This is a genomic window from Streptomyces alfalfae (genome assembly GCF_004127445.1).
In the GTDB taxonomy this organism is placed as follows: Bacteria; Actinomycetota; Actinomycetes; order Streptomycetales; family Streptomycetaceae; genus Streptomyces; species Streptomyces alfalfae.
The window spans coordinates 228,001-248,884 of record NZ_QEXM01000040.1; the positions used below are offsets into that span (position 1 = coordinate 228,001).

A 20,884-nucleotide genomic window follows, 5' to 3' on the forward strand; every position below is an offset into this window, starting at 1 on the left:
GGCCGGCCCTCCATGGCCGACCGCTTCGGCGCCCTCAGCGGCGAGCAGCGGGTGCGGCTGATGCGCCGCCTCGTCGAGGCGGGCCGGGCCCGCGAGATCCCCGCGGCCGTGCCGCCGCGCGACGCCTCCGGCACGGTCCCGCTCAGCCCCGCCCAGCGGGACCTGTGGGTGTACGAGTCGCTGTATCCCGGCACCCCGGCCCTCAACCTCTGCTGCGCCTACCACTTCGACGCGGAGGAAGGCCCGGTCGAGCCCGCCCACCTGGAGGCCGCGCTCACCCTGGTCCAGAACCACCACGACATCCTGCGCACCCGGATCTCCGGCACGGCCGACGACCCGCGCGTCGACTTCCCCGACGAGGGCCCCTTCGTCCTGGAGCGCGAGGACCTGCGCGGCACCGGCACCACCATCGAGCAGGCCTTCCGCGCCTTCCGCCGCCGCCCCTTCGACCTGGGCTCCGAACGCCTCATCAGGGGCCGCTTCGTACGCGTCGACGACTCCCGTACGACGCTGATGCTGAGCCTGCACCACATCATCACCGACTGGTGGTCCTTCGACGTCCTGCAGACGGAGTTCGCCGAGGCCTACCGCGCCGTCCGCGACGGCGTCGAACCGAAGCTGAGCCGCCCGGTCATCCAGTACGCCGACTTCGCCTCCTGGCAGGGCGAGCTGGAGGCCGCCGGGGTCTTCGGCGCCCGCCTGGACTTCTGGCGCCGCTACCTCGCCGAGCCGCCGGGCCCGCTGACCGTGCCGGGCCACGGCAGCCCGGAGGCCGGCGAGGACGGCATCGTCCAGATCCGCTTCCGCGTCGACGCGGAGACCACGCGGGCCGTGCGCGCCCTGGCCCGCGAGCGCGGCGCCTCGGTGTACGTCGTCCTGATGACGGCCTTCGCGGTCCTCGCCCACCGCGTGTCCGGCGCCCGCGACCTGGTGCTCGGCACCCCCGTCGCGAACCGCTCGGCCAAGGGCCTCGACCAGGTCATCGGCTACGTCATGAACGCCGTGCCGACCCGCTGGCGCATCGCCGACGGCGACTCCTTCGCGGACGTCCTCGCCCGCTTCGGCGCCGACTTCCCCGAGCTGATGGCCAACGCCGACCTGCCGGTGGGCCGCATCGTCTCGGCCGCCGCGCCGGAGCGCAGCGCGGGCCGCTCCCCGCTGTTCCAGTGGGTGTTCATGCACCTCACGGAGCAGCCGAGCGTCTCGGCCGTGCGGGAGTTCGCCGAGCCCGAGCGCATCCACACCGGCGGCGAGCACGACCTCGTCGGCGTGGTGCGCGACAGCGGCGACGGTATGGACGGCAGCTTCGAGATCCGCACGGACCTCTTCTCGCCCGAGGCGGTCGCCCGCTGGGCGGACAGCTATCTCGCCCTGCTCGGCCAGGTCACCGCCGACCCGTCCGCGCTGCTGCACGACCTCGACATGGCGCCCGCGGCCGAGCGCCGCCGTCTGCTCGCCCTGGCCGAGGGCCCGGCGGCCCCCGCCCCCGAGTCGCTGCCCGACACGGTCGCCCGGCACGCCGCCCGCACCCCCGACGCCCCCGCCGTCGAAGCCGACGGACTGCGCCTCACGTACGCCCGGCTCGCCGACCGGGTCGACCGCTTGGCGGGCCTCCTCGTCCGGCACGGCGCGGGTCCCGAACGGACCGTGGCGCTCGCCCTGGGCCGGGGCGCGGAGTCCGTCGTGGCCGCGCTCGCCGTGCAGCGGGCGGGCGCCGCCTATCTGCCGCTCGACCCCGACTACCCGGCCGAACGCCTGCGCAGGGCGCTGGACGAGGCGGCGCCCGTGCTGCTCGTCACCGACGCGGCGGGGGCACTGCCCGATGCGGACGTGCCGCGCCTGGTCCTCGACGAAGGGGCCTACGAGGGCGAGCCCGTCGGCGACGTTCCCTTCGCGCCCGACCGGCCCGCCTACGTCATCCACACCTCCGGCTCCACCGGCGCCCCCAAGGGCGTCGTCGTCACCCACGCCGGGATCGCCGCGCTCACGCACAGCCTCACGGAACGCCTCGCGCTGGACGCCGGCGCACGCGTCCTCCAGCTCGGCTCACCCGCGTTCGACATCTCCGTGGCCGAGATGTGCATGGCCTTCGGGCCCGGCGGCACCCTCGTGGTGCCACCGCCGGGGCCGCTCGCCGGAGACGCGCTCGGCCGGGTCCTCGCCGAGCGGCGGATCTCCTGCGCGATGGTGCCGCCCTCCGTCCTCGCGAGCGTGCCCGATGGCCCCTACCCGGCGCTGCGCGTGCTCGCCGTCGGCGCGGAGGCCTGCCCGCCCGACCTGGTGAAGCGCTGGGCCGTCGACGGCCGCCGCCTCCACAACGCCTACGGGCCCACCGAGGCCACCGTCGCCGCCACCCTCTCGGGACCGCTCGCCGCCGACGGCGTCGCGCCGCCCCTCGGCACCCCGGTCGCGGGTACCGCCGTCCACGTCCTCGACGAGCGGCTGCGCCCCGTGCCGACCGGCGTCGCGGGCGAGCTGTACCTGGCGTCCGCGGGTCTGGCCCGCGGCTACCTGGGCCGCCCCGCCGCCACCGCCGAACGCTTCGTCGCCGACCCCTACGGCGCCCCCGGCTCCCGCCTGTACCGCACCGGCGACCTCGCCCACCGCGACGACGACGGCACCCTGCACTACCTGGGCCGCACCGACGAACAGGTCAAGCTGCGCGGCCTGCGCGTCGAGCCGGGCGAGATCGCCGCGGTCCTCACCGAGCACGCCTCGGTGGCCCGCGCCGCGGCCGTCGTCCGCACCGACACGACGGGCCGACCGCAGCTCACCGGCTACGCGGTCCCCGCCCCCGGCCACACCGTCGACGCGGGCGGCCTCCTCGCGTACGCGGCGACCCGGCTGCCCGCCCACATGGTGCCGGCGGACGTCGTGGAGCTGCCGGAGATCCCCCTGACGCCCAGCGGCAAGCTCGATCGGGCGGCCCTGCCCGCACCCCGCGCCGCCACGGCGTCACGGGCACCCGCGTCGGCCCGCGAGAAGGAGCTGTGCGGCCTGTTCGCGCGGGTCCTCGGCGTCGAGGAAGTGGGCGCCGACGACGACTTCTTCCGGCTCGGCGGCGACAGCATCATGGCCATCCAGCTCACGGGGCAGGCATCGGCGGCCGGACTCGTCCTCGCCCCGCGCGACGTGTTCACGCTGCGCACGCCCGCCCAACTGGCGCTCCACGCCCGGACGTCGGCGGGCGGCGGCGAGGACGCGGCGGACCCAGGAGTGGGCCGCTTCCCGCTCACGCCCGTGATGCGGTGGTGGCTGGACCAGGGCGGCGACACCTGGGCGTTCACGCAGTCCATGGTGTTCCCCGTGCCGTCCGGCACGGCCCCGGAGCGTGTCCGGGCGGCCGTGCGCGGCCTCGCGGAGCGGCACGGCGCCCTGCGGACGCGGCTCCTCGCGGCGGACCTCCAGGCCGAGGTGGCGCGCGAGGTGCCGGCCGGCGCCGCACTCGTGCGCGTCGAGGTCACCGCCGACGACGCCCCGGCCACGGCACGGCGGCTCGCGGCGAGGACGCGCCTCGCCCCCGAGGACGGCGAGATGATGCGGGCGGTCTGGCTGGACGCGGGCCAGGACCACGCGGGCCTGCTCCTGCTGACCCTGCACCACCTGGCGGTCGACGGCGTCTCCTGGCGGGTCATCGGGCCGGAGCTCGCCGCCGCGCTGGCCGCCCCCGCCGAGGCCCCGCGCGGCCCCGCTCAGGCCGCCCCCGGCACCTCCTTCCACCGCTGGGCACATCTCCTCGCCGAGGAGTCCGAGCGGCCCGAGGCGACCGCCGAACTGGGCTGGTGGCGCACGGCCCTGGAGGACGCGGCCGACGCCAGGATCGCCGGCGGGCAAGGCGCGGGGGCCCGCCGCGCCACCCTCACCGTCGAGCTGCCCGCCGACCTCACCGAGGCGGCGCTGACGGCCCTGCCCGCCGCCTACAACTGCGGCCCCGACGCGGTGCTCCTGTCCGCGCTCGCCTCGGCGGCCGTACGCCACCGGGGCACGGGCGCCGGCCTGCTCGTCCACCTGGAGGGCCACGGCAGGCAGGCACTGTCCGCGCCCGCGGACGTCTCCCGCACGGTCGGCTGGTTCACCACGCAGTACCCGGTCCTGCTCGACGCGGGGCGGCCGGGCGAGACACCGGCCGGCGAGGTCCTGAAGGCGGTCAAGGAGCGGCTGCGGTCGGTGCCGAACGGCGGCATCGGCTGGGGCCTCCTGCGCCACCTCAACCCGCGAACGGCGGCGGAGCTCGCGGAACTCCCGGTGCCCGACGTCCGTTTCAACTACCTCGGCCGCCTCACCGCGGGTGACGCGGCGGGCGGTGAACTCCTCGACGGCGGCCCCGGCGCCGTGCCGCTGGGCCACGCCCTGGAGATCGACGCCCTGGCCAAGGACGGCCCCGACGGACTCCTCATCGAGGCGACCTTCTCGTACGCGGAAGGGGTCCTCGCCAAGGACGAGGTCCGCGAACTCGCGGGCCGGTGGCGCGAAGCGCTCGCCGTGCTGGCGCGCGAGACGCGGGAGGGCGGCCCGGTCGGCGCCACCCCGTCCGACTTCCCGCTGGTGGACCTGTCGGCGGAGCAACTGGCGCTGCTCGAAGGCGGCCTCGACGGCTTGGACGACGGTGACCCGGGCGACCTGGGAGCCCTGGACGACCGGGGTGCCCCGGGCGGCTTCGGGCCGGGGCCGGAGGGTGACCGGTGAGCGGGCGCATCGCGGACGTCCTGCCGCTCACCCCCGTGCAGGAAGGCCTGCTCTTCCACGCCGTACGGGACACCGAGGGGCCCGACCCGTACGTCGTCCAGGCCCGCTTCCACACCGGCCCCGCCGTCACGGCGAGCGCGCTGCGCAGCGCGCTCGCCGCCCTCCTGGAACGGCACCCGAACCTCCGCGCCTGCTTCCGGCACGCCCGCCTCGACCGCCCCGTGCAGGTCATCCCGCACGCCGTCACGCCACCCTGGACGGAGGCCGACCTGACAACGCTGCCAACGGCCGAGGCGGAGGCGAGGACCGAGGAACTCCTCGCGGACGACCGCGCGCGCCGCTTCGACCTGACGCGTCCGCCGCTGCTCCGCGCCCTGTTCCTGCGCCGCGCCGACGGGGGCGAACTCGTCCTCACCTTCCACCACATCCTGCTTGACGGCTGGTCCGTCCCCGTCCTCGAACGGGACCTCGCGGCCCTGGTCGCCGGCGAGAGCCTGCCGCCCGCCGTGCCCTACCGGAACTACGCGCTCTGGCTGAGCCGCCAGGACCAGGGCCGTGCCATGGCCGCCTGGCGCGACGCCCTCGCGGGCCTGGAGCGCCCCGCGCCGCTCGTGCCCCGCGACGGGGACGGCGCCGCGGAGCCGGACACGGTCCGGCGGCACCTCACCGCGGAGCTGACGGCGGCCCTCGCCCGGCGCGCCGCCGCAGCGGGCGTCACGCTCAACACCCTTGCGCAGACCGCCTGGGCCCTGGTGCTCGCCCGGCTGACCGGCGGCCGTGACCTGGTCTTCGGCGGCGTCGTCGCGGGCCGCCCGCACGACCTGCCCGGTGCGGGGGAGATGGTGGGCCTGTTCATCAACACACTGCCGGTACGGATACGGCTCCGCGACGGCGAGACCGTCGGGGAACTCCTCGCCCGCGTCCAGGACGAGCAGTCACGGCTGGTCCCGTACCACCACGTGCGGCTGGCGGAGGTGCGGCGGGGCCTCGCCGGCGGCGCGGGCGCGGGGGAGCTGTTCGACTCCGTGCTCGCCTTCGAGAACTTCCCGCGCGGCGCCGAGAAGACGCCGGACGGCCCGCACACCGTGCGCGCACGGGACGTCCGCGACGCCACCCACTACCCCGTGACGCTCGCCGTCGTCGCGGGGGAGCGGATGCTGCTCTCCGTCGGCTGCCGGTACGGCCTCTCGGCGGAGGCGGTCACGGCCCGCGTGGTCCGCGCCTTCGAGCAGCTGGCCGGTGACCCCGCCGCGCCGGCCGACCGGGTCGACGTGCTCCCCGACGCCGAGCACCGCGAGCTGCTGGCGCGCGCCGCAGGGGCCCCGGCGGCGGCCCTGCCGGGGCCCGCCACCGTGACCGCGCGGTTCGCCGACCGGGCGGCCCGCACCCCGGACGCGCCGGCCGTGGAGAGCGGCGACGACGTCCTCACGTACGCGGACCTCGACGCCGCTTCCGGCCGGCTGGCCCGGCGGCTCGTCGCGGCGGGCGTGACGCCGGGGGCCACGGTCGCCCTGCTGCTGCCCCGTTCGCCGTCCCTGGTCGTCGCCCAGCTCGCGGTGCTCAAGGCGGGCGCGTGCTGGCTGCCGCTGGACCCGGCACAGCCGGGGGAGCGGGTGCGGCGGCTGCTGGGGGCGGCGTCGGCGAGGCTCGTGGTGAGCCGGGGTGAGCCGTCCCTCGAACTGCCCGCCGGAGTACGGCACGTCGACCTGGCCGCCGAGTCGACGGAGGCGGCAGAACTCGTCGACCGCTCGCACCCCGAGGCCCCGGCGTGCGTGATGTACACCTCCGGGTCGAGCGGGGAGCCCAAGGGGGTCGTCGTCCCGCAGCGGGCCATCGCGGAGCTGGCGGCGGACAGCCGCTTCCGGGACGCCGGTCCCGTACGGGGGGCCGGGGGCGTGCCGGAGGCCGGTCGCGCACGGGAGGCCGGTCCCGTACCGGACGCCCGCCCCGTCACCGAGGCCGGGGAGAGCCCGCACCGCCGTGTGCTGCTGCACAGCCCGCACACCTTCGACGCCGCCACCTACGAGGTGTGGGTCCCGCTCCTGAACGGGGGCACGGTGGTGGTCTGCCCCGACGAGCCCGTCACCCCCGACCTGCTGGCCCGCGTCCTGCCCGAGCGGGGCGTCACCGCGCTCTGGCTCACGGCCGAACTCTTCCGCACGGTGGCCGACCTGGCGCCCGCGTCGCTGAGCGCGGTGCGCGAGGTGTGGACCGGCGGCGACGTGGTGGACCCCGAAGCCGTGCGCCGCGTCCGGGACGCCTGTCCGGGCACGGCCGTGGTGAACGGCTACGGCCCCACCGAGGCCACGGTCTTCGCCACGGCCCACCGCGTCCCGAGGTTCCGGCCGGGCGGCCCGCTGCCGATCGGCACGCCCCTGGACGGCACCCGCGCCCACGTGCTCGACGCGCGGCTGCGCCCGGTGCCCGACGGCTGCGCGGGAGAGGTCTACCTCGCGGGAGCGGGACTCGCCCACGGCTACCTCGGCCGTCCCGCGGCCACAGCCGAACGCTTCGTCGCCGACCCGTACGGAGAGCCCGGCGCCCGGATGTACCGCACCGGCGACCTGGCGCGCCGGAACCCCGACGGCAGCCTCGCCTTCGCGGGCCGCGCGGACGACCAGGTGAAGGTCCGCGGCTTCCGCGTCGAACCGGCGGAGGTGGAGGCGGCCCTCGCGTCCTGCCCCGGGGTGACCCGCGCCGCCGTGGCCGCGCGACCCGCACCGGACGGCGGCAAGCGCCTCGTGGCGTGGGTGGTGCTGGAGGAACGGGCGCCCGGGGACGCGGAGCCGGGGGCAGGGGAAGCCACCCGTGCCGCTGCTGCCCCGGAAGCCCCCCGTGCGGCCGCTGCCCGGGAAGCCGCCGGTGGGGCCGCTGCCCGGGAAGCCGCCGGTGGGGCCGCTGCCCCGGAAGCCGCCGGTGGGGCCGCGGCTCGGGACGCCGACGCCCTGGCCCGGGTACGGGCCGCCGCCGCGCACGTCCTGCCCGCCCATCTCCTCCCCACGGCCTGGGTATGCGTCGACGCCGTGCCGCTCACCCCGCACGGCAAGGCCGACCGGGCCGCGCTGCCCGAACCGACCGCTGTCGAGCAGACCTCGCGCGCCCCCGCCACGGTCCGCGAAAAGGAGCTGTGCGCCCTGTTCGGCGACGTGCTCGGCCTCACCGACGCCGGGCCCGACACGGACTTCTTCGCGTCCGGCGGCCACTCGCTGAGCGCGCTGCGGCTCGCGGACAAGATCGAGGCGGCCTGGCAGGTGCGCGTGCCCGTGGCCGCGCTCTTCGCGGCGCCGACCCCCGCCGGACTCATCGCCCGCCTGGACGGCCCCGCTCCCGAGGGCGCGGGAGCGGACAGCCTGGCCCCGCTGCTCACCCTGCGCGCGGGAGGCGCCCGCACGCCGCTGTTCTGCGTCCACCCCGGCCTCGGCGTGAGCTGGGCGTACAAGGCCCTGCTCCCGCACCTGCGTGAGGACCGCCCCGTGTACGCCCTCCAGGCCCCCGCCCTCTCGAAGCCCGACGGGCCGCTCCCGGCGGACGTACGGGAGTTGGCGGCCACCTACGTCGGCCACGTCCGTTCCGTCCGGCCCCACGGCCCCTACCTGCTCCTCGGGCGGTCCTTCGGCGGGCCCGTGGCGCACGAGATGGCGGTGCTGCTGCGGGCCCTGGGCGAGGAGGTCGCGCTGCTCGCCGTGGTGGACGCCATGCCGAAGCCGCCGGAGGTGGCCCGCGCCCCGCTCGCCGAGGCCGTGGTGAGGGAGGAGGCCCGGCGCATCCTCCGCGAGGAGGGCGTCGCCCTGCGCGGCATCGGCGAACGCCGTCTGACCGCCCTGGGCGAAGCCATCGCCCGCCACGTGGAGCTGGGCCGGAGCTGGGTTCCGTCCCCCTACGACGGCACGGTCACCCTCTTCGCCGCCACCCGTGACCCGGAGGCCGTCCCGACCGAAGCGAAGGCCGGGGCGTGGCGTCGCGCGGCCACGGCCGTGGAGGTCCACGAACTGGCCTGCGCCCACGCGGAGGTGCTGGACGCGGAACCGGCCGCGCGGATCGCCGCAGCCCTGGAAACCGCCATCGAAACCGCCCTCCCGCAGGGCCCCGAAGTCCCCCTCCCGGGAGAGTGAGAACAGTGGACGCAGAACGACCGGCCACCGCCGAGGCGCCGTCGGCGGAGGCCGAGGAGTACGAGTTCCCCGTCTCCGACGCCCAGAGCCGCCTCCTGGTCCTCGACCGCATGAACCCCGGCACCGCCCAGTACAACGTGCCCGCCGCCTTCGCCGTGCACGGCCCCCTCGACCTCGGCGCGCTCACCCGCGCGCTCGACGCCGTCGTCGCCCGGCACGAGTCCCTGCGGACCGTGTTCCGCACGGCCGCCGACGGCACGCAGGCGCAGATCGTCCGAGCGAGCGGGCGCGCCCACCTCACGGTCGAGAAGGACGTCCGCGCGGACGAGGCGGAAGCCCTGATGCGGGCCGAGGCGGCACGGCCCTTCGACCCGGCGGCGGGCCCGCTGCTGCGCTGCACCGTGTACGCCGTCGACGACGGCAGCCACCGCGTGCTGCTCGTCGCCCACCACCTGGTCTGCGACGGCTGGTCCCTCGGCGTCATCCTGCGGGACGTCTCGACGGCGTACGCGGGCGCCGACCTGCCCGAACTCCCCCTCCAGTTCCCCGACTACGCCGCCTGGCAGCGCGAACGCCAGGCCGCGGGCGCCTACTCCGCGGCCGTCGCCCACTGGGCCGAGCGGCTGCGCGGCGCCCCCGAGGTCCTCTCGCCGCCCCTGGACGCGCCACGCCCCGCGGTACGGACGGCGGCGGGCGGCAGCGAGCGGTTCCCCCTCGGCGCGGGGCCCCGCGGACGCCTCGGCGAGGTCGCCAGGAGCCGGGGCGCGACGCCGTTCATGGCGCTGTTCGCCGCGTACGCCGCGTTCCTCGGGCGGCTGACCGGCCGCGACGACCTGGTCATCGGCTTCCCGGTGTCCGGCCGCGACCGGCCGGAGCTCCAGGAGATGGCCGGCATGCTGACCAACACCCTGGCCCTCCGCGTCGACCTGTCCGGGGACCCCTCGTACGGCGAGCTGATCGACCGCGTCCGCGCCGCGCTGCTCGCCGGGCAGCCACACCAGGACGCCCCCTTCGAGTCCGTCGTGAACACCCTCGCGCCCGCCCGCGACACCAGCCACGACCCCGTCGTGCAGCTCGTCTTCGCCTACGACGACGACACCGAACTGTCCCTCGCGCTCACCGGGGCCCGCGTCGAGCGCGTCGTCCTCGACCTGGACACCGCCAAGTTCGACTTCCATCTGCACGTCGAGCGCTGGGGCACGGCCGGTGACCTCTCCGCGCAGTTCATCTACCGCCGCGACCTCTTCGAGGCCGCCACCGTGCGCGCCTGGACGCACAACTTCCGGGCCCTCCTGGACGCGGCCCTCGCGCGCCCGGACGCGCCCCTCGCCGTCCTCGACGCCGTGCCGGACGACGAGCGCCGCCGTGCGGTGGCCGCCGCCGACCGCACGGCCGAGGCGGCGCCCACGGACCGCCTGGTGCCCGACCTGATCGCGGACGTCGCGGCGGCCCGCCCCGACGCCACCGCCCTGGTCTGCGGAGACGTCCGCCTCAGCTACCGGGAGCTGCTCGCGCGCGCGGACACGCTGGCGGCCCGCCTGCGCGCGGCCGGTGTGCGGCCCGGCTTCCGGGTCGGACTGCTGCTGCCCCGCTCGGCGGAGATGGGCGTCGCGGCCCTCGCGGTGCTGCGGGCCGGCGGCGCGTACGTACCGCTCGACCAGGCCCACCCCCACGCCCGCCTCGCGCACATGATCGAGGCGTCCGGCACGGGCCTGCTCGTCACGGCGGAGGAGACGGCAGAGCAGGGGGCGGGCCTCGGGGCGCCCTGCCTGCGGGCGGACGACCACGAGGCGCCCGCGCCCACGGCGCCGGAGCCGCAGGCCGCCCCCGCCCCCGAAGACCTCGCCTACGTCCTCTTCACGTCCGGCTCCACGGGCGTCCCGAAGGGTGTCGCCGTCGAGCACCGCGCGCTGCTGAACCTCACCCGGGCGGTGCGCCCGGCGTTCCCGGTCACGGCGGACGACCGGGTGCTCCAGTTCGTGTCGTTCGGCTTCGACGTCGCCGTCTCCGACCTGTTCTTCCCCTGGGTGGCGGGCGCCGAGCTGCACATCGCGCGGGACGACGAACGGCTCGGCGACGCCCTCGCCGCCCGGCTGCGGGACTCCCGCATCACGTACGTCTTCCTGCCGCCGTCCGCCGCGATGCTGCTGCCCGACGTCAACGGGCGACTGCCCCACCTGCGGACGCTCGCCGTCGGCGGCGAGGCCTGCCCGGCCGAACTCGTCGAGCGGCTCAGCGAGCCGGGCCGCCGGATCGTCAACGCCTACGGGCCCAGCGAGGCCACCGTCTACGCCACCACCGCCGACCTCCGACCCGGCGAGCCCGTGGTGATCGGCGCCCCCGTGCCCGGCTCCCGCGTCCACGTCCTCGACGCCCGGCTGCGCACCGTGCCCACCGGCGTGACCGGCGAGGTCTACATCGCGGGCGCCTCACTGGCCCGCGGCTACATCGGCCGCCCCGGCATGACCGCCGAACGCTTCGTCGCCGACCCGTACGGCCCGCCGGGCTCCCGCATGTACCGCACCGGCGACCTCGCGAGGATCGACGCCCGGGGCCGCCTGCACTACCTCGGCCGCTCCGACTCCCAGGTCAAGCTGCGCGGCATCCGCATCGAACTGGGCGAGGTCGAGGCCCTGCTCGCGGGCCACCCGGACGTCGCGATCGCCGCGGCGGCCGTGCGCGGCGGCGGGGCGGAGCAGCGGCTCGTCGCGTACGTCGTGCACCGGGAGGGGGCGGCCCCCTCGGACGACACCCTCCGGGCCCACCTCGGCGAACGCCTCCCCGGCTACATGCTGCCGGAGGTCTACGTCCACCTCGACGAACTGCCGCTCAACCGCTCCGGCAAGATCGACCGGGCCGGGCTGCCGGAACCGGCCGCCGAGCGGCAGGAGGCCGGCCGCCCCTACACCGCGCCGGGCACGGCGACGGAACGGCACGTCGCCGAGGTGTGGGCCCGCGTCCTGACCCTGGACCGCGTCGGCGTCCACGACAACTTCTTCGACCTCGGCGGCAATTCGGTCCGGCTGCTGAGCGTCCTCGACGCCCTGCGGGACCGGGCGGACGCCGCCGGTGACGACCTCACCATGGTCGACCTGTTCCGCCACCCCACGGTCGCCGCGCTCGCGGCCCGCCTCGACCGCGCCGACGACGACGTCCGGCCGGACGGGACGCCCGCCACCGCGGGCGAGAGCGCCACCACCACGGCGGCCGAGCGCAGGGGCGGCGACCGCCGCGCACGCCAGCACGCCGCCGCACAGCGGCTCCGCTCCAGAAAGGGCACGTCACGATGACCGAGCCAGCACCCCGGGACCTCGCGTCCGACCCGGCCGCCGATACCGACGCCGACCCCGGACACGACTCGGCGATCGCGGTCGTCGGGATGAGCGGACGGTTCCCCGGCGCCCCCGACCTGGACGCGTACTGGGCCAACCTCCGCGACGGCGTCTGCGCCATCACCGACTTCACCGAGGCCGAACTCCTGGCCGACGGCGCGGACCCGGAGGAGCTGCGCCGCGCCGACCACGTCCCCGCCAAGGGCTACCTCGCCGACGCCGACCGCTTCGAGGCCGAGCTGTTCGGCTTCAACCGCACCGAGGCCGCCGCCCTCGACCCCCAGCACCGCGTCCTGCTCGAAACCGCCTGGGCGGCCCTGGAGGACGCGGGCCACGACCCGCTCGCGGTGCCCGTCCGCACCGGCGTGTACGTCGGCGGCAGCCCCACCGAGCACATGCTGGCCGCGCACACGGACCGCCGCCTCGCCGCGTCCGTCGGGGCGATGCAGATCCGCATCCTCACCGACCGCGAGTTCCTCGCCCCCTGGATCTCCTACCGCCTGGGCCTCGAAGGACCGAGCCTGACGGTCCAGACGGCCTGCTCGACCTCGCTCACCGCCGTCCACCTCGCCGCACAGGCGCTGCTCCTCGGCGAGTGCGACACCGCGCTCGCGGGCGGCGTCAGCGTCGACTCCGTACGCAGACAGGGGTACGTCCACTACGAGGGCGGCATCTTCTCGGCGGACGGCCGCTGCCGCCCCTTCGACGAGCGGGCGGGCGGCACGGTGCCCGGCAGCGGCGTGGGCGTGGTGGTCCTGCGCCGCCTCGCGGACGCGCTCGCGGACGGCGACCCGGTCCGCGCGGTCATCCGGGGCAGCGCGCTGACCAACGACGGCGCCACGAAGGTCGGTTTCACCGCCCCCGGCGTCGAACAGCAGACGGCGGCGATCGTCGAGGCCTGGTCGGCGGCGGGCCTCGCACCGTCGGCGGCCCAGTACGTGGAGACGCACGGCACGGCCACCGAGCTGGGCGACCGCATCGAACTGGCGGCGGCCACAGCGGCGTTCGGCGGCCCCGACGGCTCCCCGGGCGGCATCGGCATCGGCTCGGTCAAGTCGAACATCGGCCACCTGGACGCGGCGGCGGGGGTGGCCTCGCTCATCAAGGCGGTGCTGATGCTGGAGCACGCCACGCTGGCCCCCACGGTCAACGTCTCGCGCCCGCACCCGGACCTGCGCATGGACGCCACCCCCTTCCGCGTGGTGGACGGCGCGGCCCCGTGGCCGCTCCCGGCGGACGGCGTGCGCCGCGCGGGGGTCAGCTCGCTGGGCATCGGCGGCACGAACGTGCACGTGGTCCTGGAGCAGGCGCCGGAGCGCCGCGGTACGAAGACGGCTCCCCGCAGGGAGATCCTCGCCCTGTCGGCGCGCACGGAGCCGGCCCTGAAAGCCCTGGCGGCACGCCTCGCCACGGCCCTGCGCGCCCCGGACGCCCCGTCCCTCGCGGACACCGCGTACACCCTGCGCACGGGCCGCACCCCCATGGACGTACGCGCCTACGTCCTGGCGTCGGACCCGGCGGAGGCCGCCGACCGCCTGACCGCGCTCGCGGAGGGCCGCGACGCGGGCGGCGACGGCGACGCCCCCGACGAGGACGGACTGCGCGGCCTCGGGGAGCTGTGGCTGAAGGGCGGCTCGGTCCCGTGGCCGGAGACGCTGAGGGAAGGCCGCAGGGTGAGCCTGCCGACGTACCCGTTCGCGGGAGAGAGCCACGGCGCGCTGACGCTGGACCACCGGCCCGAGCGACCGGAACCGGCGACGGCCCCCGGCGAGGAGGACCCGACGGCAGCGGTGCTGGGGGTCCTCGCCGAAGCACTCGGCCTGGAGGGCGCCGTGGGCCCGGAGACGACGTACTTCGCGGCGGGCGGCGACTCGCTCACCGCGGTCCACCTGGTCGGCAGGCTGCGGGACGAGTTCGGCATCGACGTGCCGATCACCGTGTTCCTGGAGGAGCTGCCCCTCCAGGAACTGGCGAAGCGCATCGTCGGGTCCGCGGAGCAGGACGCGGCGGAGGACTCGCTGGACGCCCTTCTCTCGGAGTTCGAGGCGGAGTAGGGGGGTGGGCAGGGGGAGCGGTTCAGGAAGCGGGGACGGTCCTGCGGCCGGGCAGCGCGGAGGCGATGACTCCGGCGACGTAGGGCATGTGTGCGTCGAGGAAGAAGTGCCCGCCCGCCAGCACGTGGCAGGAGAATCCGCCCCGGGTCTCGCTCTCCCAGGCGCGGGCGCCCTCGACGGTCACGCGCGGATCACTGTCGCCGGTGAGCGTGACGAGGGGGCACCGAAGCGGCTCCCCGCTCCGGTACACGTACTCGTCCACGATCTGATAATCGGCCCGCATCGGAGGCAGGAAGAGGGAGAGCAGCTCGGGGGAGGAGAAGAGCTCCTCGGCGGTGCCGGACAGCTTGCGCATGTCCTCGATCAGCTCCGCGTCACTCATGTCCCGCACCCGCTTCTTCCCCGCGGCCGTGCGGGGCAGCGAGGGAGCCATGCGCCCGGACACGATCAGCGCCACGGGCGGCTTCCCCGCGGCCTCCATCCGCCGCGCGGTCTCGAACGCCAGCAGCGCGCCCATGCTGTGCCCGAACAGGGCGACGGGCCGGGCGTCGGGCCCGTCGGGCAGCTCGTCGAGCACGGCGTCGACGATCTCGTCCGCCCCCGCGGCGAACGGCTCGCCGTACCGGTCCTGCCGCCCCGGATACTGCACGACCAACGGCTCGACGGTCCCCGACACGGCGGCCGAGAGCCCGTGATAGGCGCTGACGGAACCACCGGCGTGGGGGTAGACGAGCAGACGGGTTCCGGCATCGGGTGCGGGGTGGTTGCAACGTATCCAGTCGCCCACGAGCGCGCCCTCCTTCCCATACGACAGCCGCCGCCGACCGGCGGCCCGACCTGGCCAGCATGCCGGACGAAGGAGGGTGGCGGGGCGGCTTTGTGACGCGCGTGGCACGGCATCGCGGTGAACACGGCCCCCCGGGGTACGCGGAAGACGCGAGCACCGCTCATGACGAGCGCACCGCCCATGACGAACGCACCGCCCACGACATGTCGACGGAGGAAGGGGAGAACGATGTCGTCCTCACTGCTGGAAGCTGTGGACATCAAGGCGCCGGTGGCCGTGAGCTGGTCCCTGTGGGAGAACGTGGAACGCTGGCCGGCGTTCCTGAGCCACGTGAAACACGTGCAGCGTGTGGACGAGACGACGTTCGTGTGGCAGCTCTCCCTCCCGACGGCGGACAAGGAGTTCGTGGCGGAACTCACGGAGGTCATCCCCCAGGAACGCATAGCGTGGCGCACGACGGAGGGCGTCCACCACGCGGGCGTGGTCACGTTCCACCACCTCAGCGACACGGAGAGCCGAGTGACCCTCCAGATCGAATACGACCCGCAGGGCTTCGTGGAACACCTGGGCGCCCTGACGAACCTGGACAAGGCACTGGCGAACTACGACTTGGGCGAATTCCAGAGGATGGCGGAACTGGCGGCGGGGACGGCCGGGGACTGACCTTCGAACCCTGTGCCCCGGACGGCGACGCGTGCACGCGCACGGGCGCGGACGGAGGGCATCTTGGGACGACGGCGTCGATCGCGTCGGCGACTTCGATCGCGTGGGCGGGGATGTAGTGCAGGCCCGCACGCGCCAGTGCGGCCACGACCCCGTCGGGTGTCGTGTACCGCGATGTCGTGGGGCGGCCGCGGCATGCGCAGATGCTGAAACCTGCTTCGGAGGCCGTTCGCTGGCTTGTTGAATCCGCAAGTGAGCGGTACGAGGTACAGAGCGTGGCCGCATCCGGTCCACAGGTAGTCCGCAACGATGCATGACGATCTCTGGGGCGTGACCAAGCGAACGAGCGGGAGCCGAGTTCTCTAGGTTGCCGAGATCTGCGGTGTATGAACGTCTAGCTCGAATTGACCGATTGGGGCGGACCTGCTGTGAACTGGCCTTGGCGGCCAGCCAACCGTAGCGAGTCACTCCGGACCTCCCGTAACTGCCGCTAGGCTTCCTGCATGAACAGCGATGAAGCCCTCTTTACTTCCCTTGAGCCGCCAGGAGCAGCGCCGGCGAAGCCTGTCGAGGCAGAGCCGTTGGCTGACGCCAGTGCGGAGGCACCTGCGCGAGTGCGACCAACGCCCCACAAGTCAAAGCTCGTTGAGCTGCTAAAGAACTCCAAGCTTCCCGAGGGCGACAGGATTTCGGTCAAGGAAGCGATAGAGCGATATAAGTCGTGGATCGGCGACATGGCGAGCGTCGACGCCACTGGTGATGAACTTGTGCGGCACCTGGTTGACTTGACCAACGACTACAAGAAGAGCGTGGAGCTCGATCTGATCTGGGACAGCGAAAGAGATTTCCTGTTCAGGCAGCGGGGGCAGCTCAAGATCGATAACTCCATCATTGAGGAATTCTTGCCGTGGCTGATTGATCCGCGCGTGATTCCTGTCTTGGCGGAACAGGATTTGTATGCGGGGCCGGCCGGAGCTTTTGCTGCCGCCTACTTCTCTAGTTCTCTTACGGCGCCGGCTAGCGGCATCTCTATGAAGGTCAGAAGGAAAGACCAAGACTTTACCCTGAGTAGGCGCGCCTATGTGAAAGCGTCGTTCAAGCCGGACTTCCCCGCTGGAGCCACATCCAGCATGGATGTATGGCTGGCCTACGTGGCCGCCGAATGCAAAACCAATCTGGATAAGACAATGTTCCAGGAGGCGAGCGCAACTTCTCATGACCTCAAGGTGGCTGTTCCGGCGGCTCGTTATTACTTGATCTGCGAGTACCTTGACATGACGCCTATCAGTACTGCCGGTACAGATATTGACGAAGTATTGATTCTGCGGGGGAAGAGGTTGGGTTCCCACAAGAGGAAAGAGTACTCGTCGGCCGCGAATAGGAAGAGGCTGAGATCGGAATATGTCGATTACATTGAGGCTAATCCGATCAGGTATGATGTCGTGCAGCGATTCGTCGACCATCTGAGATCCCTCTTCGAGGCGAAAGATCCGAATGAAGAAGATGTCGTCGTCAAGGGATATTTCTAGAAGGTAGGAAAATGGACGTCGAGGGCATCTTTGGCGCGGTTCGGAAGCGTGAATTTGACCGCACCTTCATTGAGCAGTCTGATCTTGATGTGCTCGTGCGGGAGCGGCGCAGTGCCCTCCCATGGCGTGGCCAGTTCACTCCGGGCCTGGTAAGTAAGCTCCTCGACGTCTACTATCCCGGATTTGGGATTGTGGTCGATCCGTTCCTGGGTAGTGGCACAACTGTTCTGGAATGCATTCGAAAGGGTATCCCGTCGGCCGGTGTTGAAATCAATCCGGCGGCGTTGGAGCTGTCTGGAATTTTGGAGCTTGCGTCATTGCCATACGACCAGCGGCTACGGATCGTGGAGGAAGCGTCGTCCTACCTGGATAAGGTTTCCGCCGCAGGGCAAGATACACTTTTCGGCAGCTCGGAAGAAATCGAAGATTTCGTCGGATATCTGCTCGACGGGTATCGGAGTGCTGGCGACAAAAATGTCGAGCGCGTTTTTTCCACCACCTTCCTGTTGAGCATGGGAGATAAGAAGGAGACGGATGTAACCAAGGTAAAGAAATCCTGGAATCAGGTGCGGGACCTGATCGCGGATTTCCCTTCCGCCTTGATCCCCTCTCAGGTAATCGCTGGCGACGCCCGCAGGGTTCCCCTTGACGCTGGGTGCGCAGGCCTTGTGGTCACCTCCCCTCCGTACATCAATGTGTTCAACTATCACCAGAACTATCGTCCAGCGGTAGAGAAAATCGGCTGGAATGTCCTTCCTGCTGCTAGAACAGAAATCGGGTCCAATCGGAAGAATCGTCAGAACCGATTTTTGACGGTTATCCAGTACTGCGTCGACATGATGCAGGCGATCTGCGAGATGGAGCGGCTGGTTTCTGAATCGGGGAACGTTGTCTTGGTCGTGGGCCGGGAGTCCAAAGTGCGTGGCGTCGCGTTCTCTAATTCTGAAATCGTAGCCTCCCTGGCTGAAGGTCTGCCTAGCCTGCGGTTTGCACGGTGGCAGGAAAGGAAATTCACCAATAGATTCGGCGTCGTGATCTACGAGGATATTCTCTCTTTTGAGGTGGACAAGAGTTCCATCAATCCTTGCGGGGCGAAGTTGGATAAATTCTCTCGTGAGGTGGCGCGCCACGTGTTGCTGGAGGCGCTGGAGCAATCGACGGGTGATGTGCGGGAAGACTTGCAGAGTGCCGTCGAGAGCGTAACGAAAGTGGAAGCCTCACCAGAATTGAGCCTGATGAAGGTCTGAGGTCGGCCGAGCGGATTTGGCGGTGGCCGGCCCGGTTTGGGGTCGAGCGTGATCAGGGGGCCGTACGCCGGTTGGCAACGCGGGCAGGCTTTGGGATTGCCCGCAATTGCTTGAGTGGCCCCGGGTCCTGCTCGACGCGGGACCCGGATCCGGAGAGATCCTTGCGGTTCCCGTCAAGGCTGTGTGCGGGCGCCAGCCCGGGCGATCGCTGCCGCACTGACGTGGATGGCTGTCCAAGGCGTCTCTCCCCGTGGCCGGATTGTCGGAAGGAAGCCGCGCACAGGAGGGGGTGGACACCCTGGCCGGGCGTTTCGACGGCAAGCCGGCCGCGACACAGGCCTACCGGCGTCGCCGGGCGGCGATCTTCAACGTGCTGCGGTAAGCGGTCGATCTGGGCGACCTGAGCGCCGATCCGCTGCCCAGGTGCGCAGGAAGCGGGGAAACAGTCCGTGCAGGAAGCCGAGCAGCGGTTGGTGGCCACCCCCAGGCAGGCAAGGGAGCTGCTGACGGCACACGCCTGTACATACGCGAAGACCCCGACTCCAGCGAACTCGCTGGTGGCGGGGTCTTTGGGCACCTACTACAAGGTGCCCCCGGCAGGATTCGAACCTGCGCACACGGCTCCGGAGGCCGTTGCTCTATCCCCTGAGCTACGGGGGCGTATCGTCCGCTTGCGCGGTGACGGGTAGAACCCTACCAGCTCTCCGGGGGCTCTCGTGAACAGGTATTTCCGTGATCCATGGGCCGCCGGGCGGGGTCTCCGTCGTGTGTCCTTCGGCGCGGGGGTTCGGGCCGGTGAGAGGGCTGGTGCGGGGGTCGGTGCGGGGGCCGGCCGGGGTGTCGGGAGATGTTCCGCACGGGGCGGAAGTAGGGAAAACCGGGACGCGGTGGTGGCGGCGGACCTACTCTCGAGTTGTGCCAGGCATGCCCGGCCGTGTGCTTGTTGTCGACGACAACAAGGTCATCCGGCAACTGATCAGGGTCAACCTCGAGCTGGAGGGCTTCGAGGTCGTGACCGCGGCCGATGGTGCCGAGTGTCTCGACGTCGTGCAGGACGTCCAGCCCGACCTGGTCACCCTCGACGTCGTCATGCCCCGGCTCGATGGGCTGCGCACCGCCGCCCTCCTTCGGGCCGACGCCCGGACGCGGCATCTGCCGATCGTCGTCATCAGCGCCTGCACCCAGTACGAGGTGGAGAACGGGCTCGAAGTGGGCGTCGACGCCTTCCTCGCCAAGCCGTTCGAGCCTGGCGAACTGGTCGGCGTAGCCCGGCAGTTGGTCGAGCGTGGGCGTGCAGCGGTGGGTGGCGGTGACCTTTCGGGTGCCGAGCCTTATGACGACGCGCCCGCCGGTGACACCGGACGCGGCCACATCAGCGAGGCCGAGCGCGCCGAGCGTGCCGCTCAGGCTGGGGGCTGACGTTCCGCGTCGGTGATCGGCCCCCCGTACGGGCGCTGTCGGCGGTTGCGGGAAAGTTCCAGCCTGGATCAGATGAACGGCTGGCCAGGGGCGGGGCGGCTTGTGACCGGGTGGGACTTTTGTGGGGTGCGTGTGCGCGTACGTACGCGTGCGCCTCTCTGGTTCACTCGCCCCCACGCCGTCCACATCCCGGACCTCCGGCGAAACCGATTCGCGGACCCACCCCCCTCCTCCCATACGCTTGGTCCGTGACCCCCGTCGAGCTCTCCCGCACCGTGCTGCGCGCCATGCGTGCCGCCGCTGACGCCGGGGAGCTCCGGGTGCGTGTGCCGGAGGACGCCCGGGCCGTGCCGGTCGAGCGGCCTCGGGCGGGTGGGTGCGGGGACTACGCCACCAGCGTTGCCCTGCGGGTCGCCCGTGAGGCGCGGATGCGGCCCCTGGAAGTGGCGGAAGTGCTGTCACCGTGGCTGGCCGCCCAGCCGGAGATCGCCCGGGTGGACATCAGCGGGCCCGGCTTCCTCAACCTCACCCTCGCCGGCGCGACCGCCGAAGCCCTCGTGCGGGAGATCGCGGAGGCTGGCCTCCGTTACGGGCACGTCCCGGGCGACACCGGGCAGCACGTCCCGAACGACGCCAGGCAGCTCGCCCCGCGCGACAGCGGACAGCACGTCCCGCGTGACAGCGGCCCACACGTCCAGATCCACGTGCCGTGTGAAGTCCGTGCCCTCGTCGTCGCCGACAGCGTCCGGCGGATTCTGCGTAGCCAAGGGACCCTCGTCCGGGTCACGTGCGACGCCGTGCCCGACGCGGCATGGGTGGACGTCCTGGGGATTTGTGTCGACGCCCCCGGCCGGCCCCCGGCCGCCCTCGCCACCCCAAAGCCCGGCCTCGCGTCCGGCACCCTCGCCACCCCACGGCCAGCCGCCGTCCCCGCCCCCAACCGGCCCTCGGCCGCCCTCGCCCCAGAGCCCGGCTTCGCGTCCGGCGACCTCGCCACCTCAGAGCCCGGCTTCGCGTCCGGCGACCTCGCCCCCCCACGGCCGGCCGCCGCCCCC

Annotated in this window: 9 protein-coding genes, 1 tRNA gene and 1 pseudogene; 9 read left to right on the top strand and 2 right to left on the bottom strand. The window is 73.0% G+C overall.

Annotated features, from left to right (window positions below):
• Positions 1-12: 12 nt before the first annotated feature.
• The 4 genes from DCW30_RS19435 to DCW30_RS19450 are packed head-to-tail and all read left to right on the top strand — an operon-like array spanning position 13 to position 14,184.
• Entirely contained in the window at positions 13-4,686 is a 4,674-nt protein-coding gene (locus tag DCW30_RS19435) for a non-ribosomal peptide synthetase (RefSeq protein WP_076684502.1), read from the top strand.
• Entirely contained in the window at positions 4,683-8,798 is a 4,116-nt protein-coding gene (locus DCW30_RS19440; protein ID WP_076684499.1) for a non-ribosomal peptide synthetase, read from the top strand. Before DCW30_RS19435 ends, DCW30_RS19440 begins: the two co-directional genes overlap by 4 nt.
• Before the next feature lie 5 nt (positions 8,799-8,803).
• Positions 8,804-12,088: a non-ribosomal peptide synthetase gene (locus DCW30_RS19445; protein WP_076684498.1), complete on the top strand. Its 3,285-nt coding sequence runs from the start codon at positions 8,804-8,806 to the stop codon at positions 12,086-12,088.
• Complete coding sequence (locus DCW30_RS19450; protein ID WP_076684496.1) at positions 12,085-14,184, top strand: type I polyketide synthase; 2,100 nt, start codon at positions 12,085-12,087, stop codon at positions 14,182-14,184. Before DCW30_RS19445 ends, DCW30_RS19450 begins: the two co-directional genes overlap by 4 nt.
• Positions 14,185-14,206: 22 nt before the next feature.
• On the opposite strand, the gene DCW30_RS19455 is transcribed toward DCW30_RS19450, so the two are convergent.
• A complete protein-coding gene (locus DCW30_RS19455; protein ID WP_205576592.1) occupies positions 14,207-14,971 on the bottom strand; it encodes a thioesterase II family protein in 765 nt (254 codons plus the stop codon).
• 228 nt (positions 14,972-15,199) lie between these two features.
• On the opposite strand from DCW30_RS19455, the gene DCW30_RS19460 reads away from it, so the two are divergent.
• The 3 genes from DCW30_RS19460 to DCW30_RS19470 all read left to right on the top strand — a co-directional run bounded on the left by DCW30_RS19460 (position 15,200) and on the right by DCW30_RS19470 (position 18,410).
• Positions 15,200-15,634 carry an SRPBCC family protein gene (locus DCW30_RS19460; protein ID WP_076684493.1) on the top strand — a complete coding sequence of 145 codons (435 nt, stop codon included), beginning with the start codon at positions 15,200-15,202 and terminating at the stop codon, positions 15,632-15,634.
• A 503-nt stretch (positions 15,635-16,137) separates the two neighbouring features.
• A complete protein-coding gene (locus DCW30_RS19465) occupies positions 16,138-17,163 on the top strand; it encodes a Bpu10I family restriction endonuclease (protein ID WP_079249999.1) in 1,026 nt (341 codons plus the stop codon).
• Positions 17,164-17,174: 11 nt separating this feature from the next.
• The gene (locus DCW30_RS19470; protein ID WP_076684489.1) at positions 17,175-18,410 is read left to right on the top strand and encodes a DNA methyltransferase; all 1,236 of its coding nucleotides are present in this window, start codon (positions 17,175-17,177) and stop codon (positions 18,408-18,410) included.
• Between the two features lie 588 nt (positions 18,411-18,998).
• On the opposite strand, the gene DCW30_RS19475 is transcribed toward DCW30_RS19470, so the two are convergent.
• Positions 18,999-19,070: transfer RNA gene (locus tag DCW30_RS19475), tRNA-Arg, on the bottom strand.
• A gap of 276 nt (positions 19,071-19,346) precedes the next feature.
• Between DCW30_RS19475 and DCW30_RS19480 the strand changes: the two genes are divergently transcribed.
• Both DCW30_RS19480 and DCW30_RS19485 read left to right on the top strand, forming a co-directional pair.
• Positions 19,347-19,829 (top strand): response regulator, encoded by a 483-nt coding sequence (locus DCW30_RS19480; protein ID WP_241743535.1) that lies wholly within the window; start codon positions 19,347-19,349, stop codon positions 19,827-19,829.
• Between the two features lie 248 nt (positions 19,830-20,077).
• Positions 20,078-20,884: pseudogene (locus DCW30_RS19485) on the top strand (hypothetical protein); the annotation flags it as partial.